The sequence below is a fragment of the Parenemella sanctibonifatiensis genome (genome assembly GCF_002250565.1).
GTDB classification, from domain to species: domain Bacteria; phylum Actinomycetota; class Actinomycetes; order Propionibacteriales; family Propionibacteriaceae; genus Parenemella; species Parenemella sanctibonifatiensis.
The window spans coordinates 69696-82135 of record NZ_NMVJ01000008.1; the positions used below are offsets into that span (position 1 = coordinate 69696).

12 protein-coding genes are annotated in these 12440 nt (G+C 65.8%); 6 read left to right on the forward strand and 6 right to left on the reverse strand.

The features are described from left to right. Positions 1-68: 68 nt before the first annotated feature. From CGZ91_RS09705 to CGZ91_RS09720, 4 genes are all read left to right on the forward strand, one after another. The gene (locus CGZ91_RS09705) at positions 69-437 is read left to right on the forward strand and encodes a HesB/IscA family protein (protein WP_094449831.1); all 369 of its coding nucleotides are present in this window, start codon (positions 69-71) and stop codon (positions 435-437) included. Between the two features lie 201 nt (positions 438-638). Beyond that, positions 639-1502: an aa3-type cytochrome oxidase subunit II gene (gene ctaC / locus CGZ91_RS09710; protein ID WP_229116554.1), complete on the forward strand. Its 864-nt coding sequence runs from the start codon at positions 639-641 to the stop codon at positions 1500-1502. Beyond that, complete coding sequence (ctaD, locus tag CGZ91_RS09715; protein ID WP_094454715.1) at positions 1499-3265, forward strand: aa3-type cytochrome oxidase subunit I; 1767 nt, start codon at positions 1499-1501, stop codon at positions 3263-3265. The genes ctaC and ctaD overlap by 4 nt, the downstream gene beginning before the upstream one ends. Further along, a complete protein-coding gene (locus CGZ91_RS09720; protein WP_094454717.1) occupies positions 3262-3660 on the forward strand; it encodes a cytochrome c oxidase subunit 4 in 399 nt (132 codons plus the stop codon). Before ctaD ends, CGZ91_RS09720 begins: the two co-directional genes overlap by 4 nt. Before the next feature lie 113 nt (positions 3661-3773). Here the strand turns inward: CGZ91_RS09720 and CGZ91_RS09725 are convergent, their stop codons facing one another. Together CGZ91_RS09725 and CGZ91_RS09730 are read right to left on the reverse strand one after the other, a co-directional pair. Continuing rightward, entirely contained in the window at positions 3774-5225 is a 1452-nt protein-coding gene (locus tag CGZ91_RS09725; protein WP_094454719.1) for a GuaB1 family IMP dehydrogenase-related protein, read from the reverse strand. Between the two features lie 84 nt (positions 5226-5309). Further along, positions 5310-6161, reverse strand: a complete 852-nt coding sequence (locus tag CGZ91_RS09730; RefSeq protein ID WP_144276599.1) for a CPBP family intramembrane glutamic endopeptidase — start codon at positions 6159-6161, stop codon at positions 5310-5312. Between the two features lie 87 nt (positions 6162-6248). Here CGZ91_RS09730 and CGZ91_RS09735 point away from each other — a divergent pair, with 87 nt between their 5' ends. Together CGZ91_RS09735 and CGZ91_RS09740 are read left to right on the forward strand one after the other, a co-directional pair. Next, on the forward strand, positions 6249-6770 hold the full coding sequence (locus tag CGZ91_RS09735; RefSeq protein ID WP_094454721.1) for a hypothetical protein: 522 nt from the start codon (positions 6249-6251) through the stop codon (positions 6768-6770). A gap of 58 nt (positions 6771-6828) precedes the next feature. Further along, positions 6829-7851: a glutathione S-transferase family protein gene (locus CGZ91_RS09740; RefSeq protein WP_094454976.1), complete on the forward strand. Its 1023-nt coding sequence runs from the start codon at positions 6829-6831 to the stop codon at positions 7849-7851. Positions 7852-7952: 101 nt separating this feature from the next. Here the strand turns inward: CGZ91_RS09740 and qcrB are convergent, their stop codons facing one another. Genes qcrB through ctaE form a run of 4 tightly spaced genes read right to left on the reverse strand, consistent with a single transcriptional unit; the run spans position 7953 to position 12339 of the window. After that, positions 7953-9698: a cytochrome bc1 complex cytochrome b subunit gene (gene qcrB, locus CGZ91_RS09745; RefSeq protein WP_407670861.1), complete on the reverse strand. Its 1746-nt coding sequence runs from the start codon at positions 9696-9698 to the stop codon at positions 7953-7955. Between the two features lie 3 nt (positions 9699-9701). Further along, positions 9702-10763, reverse strand: coding sequence for a cytochrome bc1 complex Rieske iron-sulfur subunit (gene qcrA, locus CGZ91_RS09750; RefSeq protein ID WP_094449875.1), 1062 nt, complete (start codon positions 10761-10763; stop codon positions 9702-9704). Positions 10764-10801: 38 nt separating this feature from the next. After that, on the reverse strand, positions 10802-11605 hold the full coding sequence (qcrC, locus tag CGZ91_RS09755; protein ID WP_094454723.1) for a cytochrome bc1 complex diheme cytochrome c subunit: 804 nt from the start codon (positions 11603-11605) through the stop codon (positions 10802-10804). Positions 11606-11634: 29 nt separating this feature from the next. Beyond that, entirely contained in the window at positions 11635-12339 is a 705-nt protein-coding gene (gene ctaE, locus CGZ91_RS09760) for an aa3-type cytochrome oxidase subunit III (RefSeq protein WP_094454725.1), read from the reverse strand. Positions 12340-12440 lie beyond the last annotated feature (101 nt).

The following is a 12440-nucleotide window of genomic DNA, read 5'->3' on the forward strand; positions in this document are numbered from 1 at the left end:
GCTGTGAACACAGATTGGCCTGTCGGCCACAAGAACCTAGAATGAATCCATCCGAGGCAAGGAGAGACATGTCGACCGATACCCAGGTTGAAGCCGAGAACCCCACCATCGACGGCATCGTGCTGACCGACGGGGCCGCGACCAAGGTGAAGTCCTTGCTGGCTGCCGAGGGCGAGGCCACCGACTACCAGCTCCGCATCGCCGTACAGCCCGGCGGCTGCTCCGGCCTGCGCTACCAGCTCTATTTCGATGACCGCAAGCTCGACGGCGACGTCGTCAAGGACTTCAGCGGCGTTGAGGTGGTGGCCGACAAGATGAGCTATCCCTACCTCAGCGGTGCCACCATTGACTTCGTGGACACCATCGAGAAGCAGGGCTTCACGATCGACAACCCGAATGCGACCGGCTCCTGCGCCTGCGGCGACAGCTTCCACTGATCGACGCTTCACAGGGACCCGCAACGGCCATCCTCCTCGGAGGGTGGCCGTTTCTGCTGTCCACCTCAGCCGGTCGGCTTTGCTGTCCTCGAAGCGGGGTCGTAAGGTCAGCACGTACGCCCCGAGCCGATGATTTCGGCTAGGGTACGAGGCGTGATGATTCTCCGCGATGCTGTGTCGCGGCGCACAGAAAGGCGACAGGTGAGCCACTCAGATCGGTGGATGAAGCCACGCCGGTGGGCGATGGTGCTGGGGACGGCTGTACTGGTGCTGGGACTGACGGGCTGCAGCCCAGAGGTGCTGGACCAGTGGACCCGGTTCGGGCTTCGTGCACCGGCCAGCGACCGCTCAGTCGAGATCGGCGAGCTGTGGTTCGGATTTTGGGTCACCGCGCTCGCCATCGGCGTCCTGATGTGGGGCCTGATGGGGTACGCCGCGATTCGTTTCCGGAAGGTCAACGAGGACACGCCCAAGCAGACTCGCTACAACCTCCCGATGGAGATCATGTACACGGTGATCCCGTTCTTCATCATCGGGGTGCTGTTCGTGTACACCATCCAGACCCAGGATGCGGTGCTGGAGGAGGAGAACGACGACGCTGTCCTCACCATCAATGTGGTGGGCCAGAAGTGGTCGTGGGCCTTCAACTACATGGAGGCGGACAACCCCGAGGTCGGCGAGGTCGTGCACCGGGTCGGCACCATCGAGGACACCCCCGAACTGGTGCTGCCGGTCAACCAGCCGGTCCGCTTCAACCTGCACTCGCCCGACGTGATCCACTCGTTCTGGGTGCCGGAGTTCTATTTCAAGCTTGACCTTATCCCCGGTCGGGAGGCGTCCTTCGACCTCACCCCAACCCGTGAGGGCGAGTTCCTGGGCAAGTGCGCCGAGCTGTGTGGCACCTACCACGCGGCCATGCTCTTCGAGGTGCGCGTGGTCTCCGAGGCCGAATACCTCGCGTACGTGCAGGAGTTGCGTGATCGAGGCGACGTCGGTGAGATCCGGGGTCCGGAGGGCAACACGTTGCCCGACACCAGCGAGCAGGCAGGAGGCGGTCACCGATGACGACCCTGGAGCGGGTCAGCAACCCCGCAGCACAGACCACGGCTCGGCAGCAGAGTCTCGGGTCGCTCATCTGGAAGATGATGACGACCACCGATCACAAGCTGATCGGCACGATGTACATGGTCACCGCCTTCGCCTTCTTCTGCTTCGGCGGTTTGCTGGCACTGGGAATCCGCGCCGAGTTGGCCTTCCCGGGCATGCAGTACCTGTCGCACGAGAGCTTCAACCAGTTCTTCACGATGCACGGCACGATCATGCTGCTGATGTTCGCGACGCCGATGTTCACGGCCTTCGCCAACTGGATCATGCCGCTGCAGATCGGTGCCCCTGACGTCGCCTTCCCGCGACTGAACATGATCTCCTACTGGCTGTTCCTCTTCGGCAGCCTGATGGCCTGCGCCGGCTTCCTCACCCCTGAGGGCGCTGCCAGCTTCGGCTGGACCGCGTACGCCCCGTTGTCCAACGGTGTCCAGAACCCCGGCGCCGGTGGCGACCTGTGGGTGCTGGGCCTCTATCTGCTGGGTCTGTCCTCGATCCTGGGTGCGGTCAACTTCATCACCACGATCATCTGCATGCGGGCCCCGGGCCTGACGATGTTCCGGATGTCGATCTTCACCTGGAACATTCTGGTCACCTCGCTGCTGGTCCTGATCGCCTTCCCGGTGCTCGGCGCTGGCCTGCTCGTGCTTGGTGCTGATCGGATGATCGGCACGCACATCTTCGACGCCGCCAACGGCGGACCGATCCTGTGGCAGCACCTGTTCTGGTTCTTCGGGCACCCCGAGGTCTACATCATCGCGTTGCCCTTCTTCGGCATCGTGACCGAGATTCTCCCGGTCTTCTCCCGCAAGCCGATCTTCGGCTACGTCGGCCTGGTCGCCGCCACCATGGCGATCGGGGTGCTGTCGGTGTCGGTGTGGGCCCACCACATGTTCGTGACCGGAGCGGTGAACCTGCCGTTCTTCTCCTTCATGACCTTCCTCATTGCCGTCCCGACCGGTGTGAAGTTCTTCAACTGGATCGGCACCATGTGGGGCGGATCCATCACCTTCGACACCCCGATGGTGTGGGTGATGGGCTTCCTGACGACCTTCCTCTTCGGTGGTCTGACCGGCGTCATCCTGGCGAGCCCGCCGCTGGACTTCCAGGTGTCTGACACCTACTTCGTGGTGGCTCACTTCCACTACGTGCTCTTTGGCACGGTGGTCTTCGCGATGTTCGCCGGCTTCTACTACTGGTGGCCCAAGTTCACCGGTCGGATGCTGGACGAGACGCTGGGCAAGGTGCACTTCTGGCTCGTCTTCATCGGCTTCCACACCACCTTCCTGATCCAGCACTGGATGGGCGTCGAGGGCATGCAGCGACGGATCGCTGACTACCGCCCTGACGAGGGCTTCACGTTGGGCAACCAGGTCTCCACCGTTGGTGCGTTCATCCTGGGCGTCAGCATGCTGCCCTTCTTCTACAACGTCTGGAAGACCCGCAAGGCGGCCAAGGTCACCGTGGATGATCCGTGGGGTTGGGGTCGTTCGTTGGAGTGGGCGACCTCCTGCCCGCCGCCACGCCACAACTTCACCAAACTGCCGCTGATCCGTTCCGAGTCGCCGGCCTTCGACCTGCACCACCCTGAGGTGGCGGCGCTGGAGTACGCCCACATGGCGCCCGGCGAGGTCGGCGACAAGCCAGATGACGCGGGCAGGTTTGAAGCCTTGGAAGCGGCCATCGAAGACAAGCAGGGCGAGGGAAATGAGGCGGAGAAGTGAAGGCTGAGTCCTGGATATTCCTCTTCCTGACGATCTACTTCGCGATCGTCACCCCGGTCTACTGGTTCATGGCGCAGGAGCCGGCCGGCACCTTCGCCCTGGGGCTGAGCGGTGTGCTCGGTGCGATGGTCGGCCTCTACCTCCGCTTCGCGGTGGGGCGCAAGATCGACGTCCGCCCCGAGGACCGCAAGGACGGCGAGATCGCCGAGGGCGCAGGCGAGCTCGGCTTCTTCCCGCCGCAGAGCATCTGGCCGTTCTGGCTGGCGCTGTCGATGACCATCGTCTTCCTGGGCCCGATCTTCGGCTGGTGGCTGACGATCGTCGGCATCGGCATGGTGCTCGGCGCTGCAGCGGGCTGGGTCTTCGAGTTCTACCGCGGCGACTACGCGCACTGATCCCTGCGGTCAGCCGCTGACGGCAACCTGACCGAACAGCACGACTTCACCGACAGCACAGGGCGGGCCCCACATCGGGGCCCGCCCTGTGCTGTTGACGGCTCCTGGTCGGATCAGCTCCAGCTGGCGTGCAGCGGGCGACCCTCTTCGTAGCCCGACGGGGACTGGATGCCGACCACGGCCCGGTCGTGGAATTCGGGCAGGCTGGCAGCGCCGGCGTACGTGCAGGAACTGCGCACACCGGAGGTGATGAAGTCCAGCAGGTCCTCCACGCCCGGTCGCTGCGGATCGATGTACATCCGCGAGGAGGAGATGCCCTCCTCGAACAGACCCGCGCGGGCCCGCTCGAAGGCGCTCTGCTCGCGGGTGCGGTTCTTCACTGCACGGGCGGACGCCATCCCGAAGGACTCCTTGTAGGACCGGCCCTCGGCGTCGGTGCGCTGGTCACCGGTGGACTCGTGGGTGCCGGCCAACCAGGATCCGATCATCACGCTGCCGGCGCCGGCTGCGAGCGCGAGGGCGACGTCGCGGGGATGGCGTACGCCGCCGTCGGCCCACACCGACGCGCCGGCCTCGCGGGCCGCCTCGGCGCATTCCAGCACGGCGGTGAACTGCGGCCGGCCGACGCCGGTCTGCATCCGGGTGGTGCACATCGCGCCCGGGCCGACACCGACCTTGATGACATCGGCGCCCACCTCGACCAGATCGGCGACGCCCTCGCGGGTGACGACATTGCCGGCCACCAGCGGGATCCGGCCGACCTCGCCGGCCAGCTGGTCGCGTACCTCACGGATCCGGGCCAGCGACTCGATCATCTTCTCCTGATGGCCGTGGGCGGTGTCGACCACCAACACATCGGCGCCGGCACGCAACAGCTGCTCGGCACGACCGGTGACGTCACCGTTGATGCCGACCGCGGCACCCACCCGCAACTGGCCCTGAGAGTCGACCGCCGGCTGATAGATGGTGGACCGCAGCGCACCTCGCGAGGTCATCACGCCGACCAACTGGCCGTCGCGGACGGCGATCGCGACCTGCTGGTGACGCTCGAGCAGCTGCTCGAATACCGTCTCGGGGGCATCGTCGGGGGAGACCAACAACAGGTCGGTGCTCATCACCTCATGCACCTGGGTGAAGCGGTCCGTCTCGGCGGTTTCAGCAGCGCCGACCAGGCCGATCGGATGACCGTCCTCGACGACCACCACGACCCCGTGAGACCGCTTGGTGAGCAGGCTCATCGCCTCGCCGGTGGTGGTGCTGGGGGTCACCGTCACGGCGGTGTCAAAGATCGTGTGGGAGGCCTTCACCTTGGCGATGGTGCCGCCCACCACCGCTGCCGGAATGTCCTGAGGGATGATCGCGATGCCGCCGCGGCGGGCCACCGTCTCGGCCATCCGGCGGCCCGAGACGGCGGTCATGTTGGCCACCACGAGCGGCAGCGGGGTCGCCAACGCATCAGTGGAGGTCAGGTCGACCTGCAGCCGGGAGGAGACGCCCGAACGGCTGGGGGCCATGAAGACATCGGAGTACGTCAGGTCGTACTGAGGCTCATTGAGAAATCGCACGCCCCCATTGTGTCAGCTTCTGGCAGGAACGCCGACGTGCGCGGACCGGGCTCTGTTCTGGCCGTTCGGGGTGAGAGGGCCGGCTCAGATCAGGAAGATCGGCAGCGCGTCGGGGTAGCGGGCGTGGATGATGGACAGGAAGACGACCACGTCGAAGAGTAGGTGGACGCACAGCACATACAGCAGTGAACGGGTCTTGGTGAACAGGTACGCCTGCAGCAGCGCGAACGGAGCGGTCAACAGCGGCCCCCAGGCTTGGTAGCCGAGCTCCCACAGGAAGCTGACGAAGATGACGCCCTGGAGCAGGTTGGCTGCCCAGAAGCTGAAGTGCCGTGACAGCAGCGCGAAGATCGTGCAGATGAAGAAGAACTCGTCCCAGGACCCGACGTAGTTGACGCCGGCAAAGAATCGGGCGATCTCACTGCCGGACTCCAGCGGCGGCCAGTTGAGATAGGTGCCACTGGAGATGAAGTAGTAGGGCAGCACCAGCCAGCCGATCACCGGCACCGCGACGATGTACGCCCACATCCATCGGGTCCACTTCTCACCGGAGAGCCATTGGAAGCGGATCGCGTGGTCGCCGTAGCCGAATCTGGACAGTAGATAGGGCACCGCGACTGCCATGGTGAGGACGCAGCCGAGCAGCAACATGTTCTCCCAGCTGACGTTGGCGCGTACGGACACGGTTGACACGATGATCAAACCGACCCCGATCAGCAGCAGGTCCCGCAACAGTTCCCGGTCCAGCCACACGCACAGGGCCAGGGCGAGCGTCATCACGGCGTACCCGATCGGACGCCACTCCAGCGCGAACAGGAAGAAGGCCGAGCTGGACATCAGCAGCGCCGGCAGCAGCGACCAGGTCAGGCCGGGCCGGCGTGGGGTGACGCCGTGTGGGTCGGTGATGCTGGCATTCCGGTCGGCAAGGTCATCCATCGGTCCTCCACGGGCCCTCGTCGGCGCTGTCGGCCTCACTCTAGGGCAGCGGCTGCCGCGCTCGCTGCAAACGGGCACACTGGGAGCATGACCAAGGCAGCACCCCAGTCCACCGATCCGGCACCTGAGCAGCAGGCCAACTCGCGGCGACCCCGTCGGCTGACGGTGGTGCTGGTGGCCCTCGGCGTGGTGTTGGCACTGATCGTCGCGGCCGTGGTGTATCTGGCGAGCACCAACCAGCCGGGCGAGGACAACCCGCTGCGCAAGGAAGCCTTCGCGATCATCGAGAGCCTCGGTGGGACGCCGAAGGAGATCCCCGGCGATGACTCGCAGCCCTATCGGATCGTTGCCGACGGCGGCATCGAGATTGCGACGTCGAGGGACGCGATCGACGCCGAGGTGGCTCGGATCGATGCCGTGTTGGAGGAGCGAGGCGGTTGGTTGGACTCCGTGCCGCCGGAGGTGGTCGACGCCGACATTGCGCTGCACCGGTCCAAGATCATCGGAGGTCGCCCCGCGGTGGTCACCCTGATGGCTCCGGTGTACCCGGTGGAGGCGGGCCAGGGCCCCAGCCACGTGGACTGGGCGCTGACCTTCACCTGGGCCTGACCCGCTGCGGGACCGCCCCGCCCCTGATGCGCTGGTGCCGACCGGGGACAATGGCGGCATGGTTGAGGAGAATTACGTCAAGCCGGGCGCGGAGTACGTCCGAGACGCCCAGTATGTCACCACGAGGATCACCCGTGACGGCCGCGACGGCTTCGTCCCCGAAGCTGGTCGCTACCGCTTGATCGCTGCCCGCGCCTGCCCGTGGGCGAGCCGACAGATCGTGCTGCGCCGGCTGCTCGGTCTGGAGGAGGCGATCAGCCTCGGACTGGCCGGTCCGGTCCACGACGTCAACAGCTGGACGTTTGACCTGGACCCCGGAGGCAAGGACCCGGTGCTGGGCTACGAACGGCTCCAGCAGGCGTACTTCGCCCTGGACCCGGACTATCCGCTCGGCATCACGGTGCCGGCCTGGGTCGACACCACCACCGGCAAGCTGGTCAGCAACGACTTCCGCCAGCTCGAGGTCGACATGATCGATGAATGGGCCGACTTCCACCGACCCGGTGCGCCCGACCTCTATCCGGCGGAGCTGCGTGAGGAGATCGACGCGATCGACTCGTGGGTCTATCGCAGCATCAACAATGGCGTCTACCGATGCGGTTTCGCCGGCTCCCAGGAGTCCTACGACAAGGCGTACGCCGAGCTCTTCGACGCCCTGGACCGTGCCAGTGAGATCCTCGGCAGCCAGCGCTACCTGGTGGGGGATCACATCACGCTGGCCGACATTCGGCTCGCGATGACGCTGTTCCGGTTCGACCCGGTCTATCACGGACACTTCAAGACCAACCGGAGCAAGCTGACCGAGATGCCGGTGCTGTGGGCGTACAGCCGCGACCTGTTCCAGACCCCCGGCATTGGCGACACCGTCGACTTCGTGCAGATCAAGCAGCACTACTATCTCACCCAGCGCGACGTGAACCCGTCCGGTGTGATGCCGCAGGGCCCCGAGCTGGAGAACTGGCTGGAGCCCCACGGCCGGGAGTCGCTGGGCGGTTCGCCGTTCGGTGCCGGCGCCGCGCCGGGGCCGGTGTCAGCGGGGGAGCGGGTGCCCGAGGACCACACTCCACTGCCGCGGAGCTGAGCGTTGGCCAACCGCGACTGCCAGGGACGGAAAAACGCCGATGCCCCCGGGACAAATCCGGGGGCATCGGCGTTTGAGGTGTGCTCAGTGAGTCACCTCGTTCAGTGAGTCAGGGTTGACTCCTGGTCGGAGTGCTCCTCCTCGTGCCGAGCATGGTTCGCGTGATCACTGGAGGCGTGGCCATCGGTCGCGTGAGCATGATGCGCGGCGGCCTCCTCAAGCTGCTCGCGGGTGACCTTCGGAGGCACCCCGCCGAACCACCAACGGCTGGCGCGTGCCCGCCGCTTGCTGACCGCAGCCTCGTGGCGTACGCCGCGCTTGTCCTCGGTCGGGCTCGCCTCCAGGGCGGTGAGCTGAGCCTTCTGGGTGAGGGCGTACGCCTCGTCCTGGCTGATCGGCAGATGGTCCTCCGAGAAGCCACCCTCCGGCGACATCCGCAGGGTGCCGGACTCGGCGCCGTGCAGCAGCCGATCCAGATCCCGCTTCATCAACCCGATGCAGATCCGCCTCGTGATGATGAAAGCAGCAATCGGAGCCAGGAAGAACGCCCACCGCAACACGATGGTGATCGTGTTGATGCTGAGCGAGAAGTTGGTGGCGATGAGGTCGTTGCCACCGCCCAACCAGACCACGGCGTACATCGTCATGCCGGCGACGCCGAAGGCCGCACGGGTCGGCGCCTGGTAGGGCTTGTCGAGGATGTGGTGCTCGGCGCGATCGCCGGTGAACCACTGCTCGAAGAAGGGATAGATCGCCAATCCGGTGAACAGCAGGCCCAGGAAGCCGAGGCCCGGGACCGCGATGTTCCACGACCACGTGGTGCCGAACAGATACGACTCCCAGCCCGGCATCAGTCGAACCGCACCCTCGGCAGGACCCATGTACCAGTCCGGCTGGGAGCCGGCGGTCACCTGGGAGGGGTTGTAGGGGCCGTAGGTCCACACCGGGTTGATCTGGATCAGTGCCGCGATCAGGACGATCACACCGAAGACGATGAAGAAGAAGCCGCCCGCCTTGGCCATGTAGACCGGGAACAGCGGGTAGCCGACGACATTGCGCTCGGTGCGGCCGGGGCCGGCGTACTGGGTGTGCTTGTGGAAGACCAACAGCGCCATGTGCGCGGCGATCAGTCCGAGCAGCAGGCCCGGCAACAGCAGGATGTGGACCATGTAGAGGCGGGCCACGATGATGTCACCGGGGAACTCGCCACCGAAGACGAAGAACTCCGCCCACGTGCCGATGATCGGGATCGAGCGCACCAGACCGTCCACGAAGCGCAGACCGGTGCCCGACAGCAGGTCATCAGGCAGCGAGTAGCCGGCGAAGCCCTCAACCATCGCCAACGCCATCAGGCCCACGCCGATCAGCCAGTTGATCTCGCGCGGCTTGCGGAAGGCTCCGGTGAAGAAGACGCGCAGGCAGTGGGCAAAGATCGAGGCGATGAAGAGCAGCGCCGCCCAGTGGTGGATCTGACGCATCAGCAGGCCACCGCGGACGTCAAAGCTGATCTCCAGCGTCGAGGCGTACGCCTCCGACATCGCCAGGCCCTTGAGCAACTGGTAGGAGCCGTCGTAGTGGATCTCCGCCATCGACGGCTTGAACCACAGCGTCAGGAAGACACCGGTGAGCAGGCAGATGATGAAGCTGTAGAGCGCGATCTCACCGAGCAGGAAGGACCAGTGGTCGGGGAAGACCTTGCGCAGGTTGCCCTTGGACAGACCGGCGATGCCGACCCGCTCGTCGACCCACTTGGCGGGGCCGGCGAGGCCGGACATGGCGTGCTTGCCCTCGGGCTTGTGGGCCTGGGGGTTCTCGGTGGTCGTGTCGACCTTGCTGGGCTTGGCCACGGCTTATCGCCCCTCGTCCTCAGGGTAGAGATCCCGCTCGAAGTAGCTGGGTCCCACCGGCACAGTGAAATCGCTGCGGGCGACGAGGAAGCCTTCCTCGTTCACCCGGATCGGCAGCTGCGGCAGCGCACGCGCAGCCGGACCGAAGACGACCTTGCCGGCATCGCCGAGGTCGAAGGTCGACTGGTGGCAGGGGCAGAGCAGGTGGTGCGTCTGGTCCTCCCACAGCGCGATTGGGCAGCCGACGTGGGTGCAGATCTTGGAGTACGCCAAGATGCCGCCGACGTGCCAGTCCTGGCGCGATTCGGGGACATTGATGTCGTTGACGTCCATCCGGACCACCACGATCGAGGCCTTCGCCTTGGCCCGCTGGTATTCGGTCGGCTCCAGGTCAGTCATGCCTTCGGGCTGCGCGTTGACCAAGGTTCCAATGCGGATGTCCTCGGGGCGCAGCCGGTGGTAGGAGGCGTCAGTGACCAGGTGGACATCCTCGGCCCATACGGTCTTCTCCAAGGTCTCGCGGATCTTGGAGGGAGTCGGCCACGGGCCGAGGTCGGCGAGGGTGACCAGGGCGGGCACCGCGACGATGCCGACGGCACCCAGCAGGCTGCCGCCGATGAGACGACGGCGGTCCAGGCGGGTCTGCTCGACACCCTCGTCCACCTCAGCCAGGGCAGCTTCGCGCACCTGGTCGGTGGAGGGGATCCGATGCCGCTCCTCGGAGATCTCGTTGTCGTCCATGATTTGCTTGGCCCAGTGGACCAGGCCGACACCGATCAGCAGGATGGCCAGGCCCAGCGTCAGGCCGAGCCAGAAGTGCTGCGCTCCAACGGTCATGCCGAGCAGGTTGATGCGCAGCGTGTTGGGGACGGCGAAGTAGATCACCACGAAGGCGATGGCCAGCACCGGGACGAGGGCAAACATGCCCACGACCTGACGGTAGGCGCGATTGCCGGCCGCTTCGTCCGCGTCGGTCCAGCGCTCGACATGTTCCTCGATGCCCGGGTTGTCGACGGGCTGCTCGAGGGCAGCCGGCTCGGCAACAGTGGGATCGGTGGGATCAATCTGTTCGAGCGAGGACCCGGTGGGGTGCTCTGACCTGGTCACTTGGCGCGTGCTCCCTTCGCTGCGATCCACATCGCAAACCCGACGAGCGCGCCGAGGCCGATGGTCCAGATGAACAGGCCTTCGCCGACCGGGCCGGTGCCGCCGAGGTTGTTGCCGCCGTAGTTGGGGGCCTCCTCGACGGTGCGCAGATAGGCGATGACCTGGCGTACGTCCTCATCGCTCATGGTGCCCGGAGCGAAACGGGGCATCTGCTGGGGTCCGATCCGGACCGCCTCGTAGATGTGGCGCGACTCGACACCGTGCAGCGACGGGGCGTACTTGCCTTCCGGCATGGCGCCACCCATGCCCATGATGTTGTGGCAGGCCGAGCAGTTGGAGCGGAAGATCTCGCCACCGCGGGCGATCTCCTCAGCGGTCAGGCCCTCCGGCGAGTACTGCTCCTCGGTCGGGATGGCCAGGCCGGGGGAGAGGCTTTGTACGTACGCGGCGACGGCCGCGATCTCCTCGGGGGTGAAGTCGGAGGCCTTGCGCGGGAACTGCTGCCCGGGCTTGTTCATCGGCATCCGGCCGGTGCCCATCTGGAAGTCCACCGACGCGGCGCCGACGCCGACCAGGCTCGGGCCCTGACTGGTGCCCGCGCCGTTCATGCCGTGGCAGGAGGAACAACTGACAACGAAGATCTCCTCGCCCTGGACGACCTGCGGGTCGGTGGCGCCCTGCGCCTCGACGCTGTTGGTGGGCAGGACCAGCGTGTACGCGGCGCCGACCAGCAGCAGAGCCGCCAAGATCAGCAACGGCCGCGCGGCGGGGTGTCGACGTCGGGCTGCAAGGAATGACAACGAACTCACCTTTGCTCGAGGAGGGTCAACTATTTGACGAGATAGATCACGGCGAACAGCACGATCCACACGGCGTCGACGAAGTGCCAGTAGTAGGACACGACGTGGGCGCTGACGGCCTGCTCGTGGGTGAAGGTGCGCGCCATGTAGGTGCGGCCGAGCACGTAGAGGAAGGCAAACAGGCCGCCGATGACGTGGATGCCGTGGAAGCCGGTGGCCAGGAAAAAGGCCGACCAGTAGGCGTCAGTCTGCGGCGCGAAGCCTTCGCTGACCAGGGTGGCGTACTCGTAGGCCTGGCCGCCGATGAAGAAGGCGCCCATCAGGAAGGTCAGGATGAACCACTCACGCAGGCCCCACTTGGTCACGTTGAGGATGCCTCCGGTGCGCCCGACCCGGCCGGCCTCGGCAGCGTTGGCACCGGCCTGGCAGGTGATCGAGCTGAGCACCAGCACGGTGGTGTTGATGCTCGCAAAGACAATGTCGTGGTGCGCCGTGGCGGATTCCCACAATGAGGTGGTGCCGGATTCGAGGGCTCGCTGGTTGGTGACGTTGCGAATCGTGAAGTACGAAGCGAACAACGCCGCAAAGAACATCAGTTCCGATGCGAGCCACACGAACGTGCCCACGGAGACCATGTCGGGTCGTCCGGGGACGCCATACATACGGGCCCGTGCAATGGGATGCAGGGCGCCACTGGGAATCTGCCCATCCTTGATCTCTGCCGAGTTTGCCACGGGCTCATGTTGCCACACTTTCGTGACGACTGCCGCCCGCCGACGCCATCCCGGCAGCGCGTCGGTGCTGTGACGAGTAGGGTGTCACCGAAGCGGTCCGA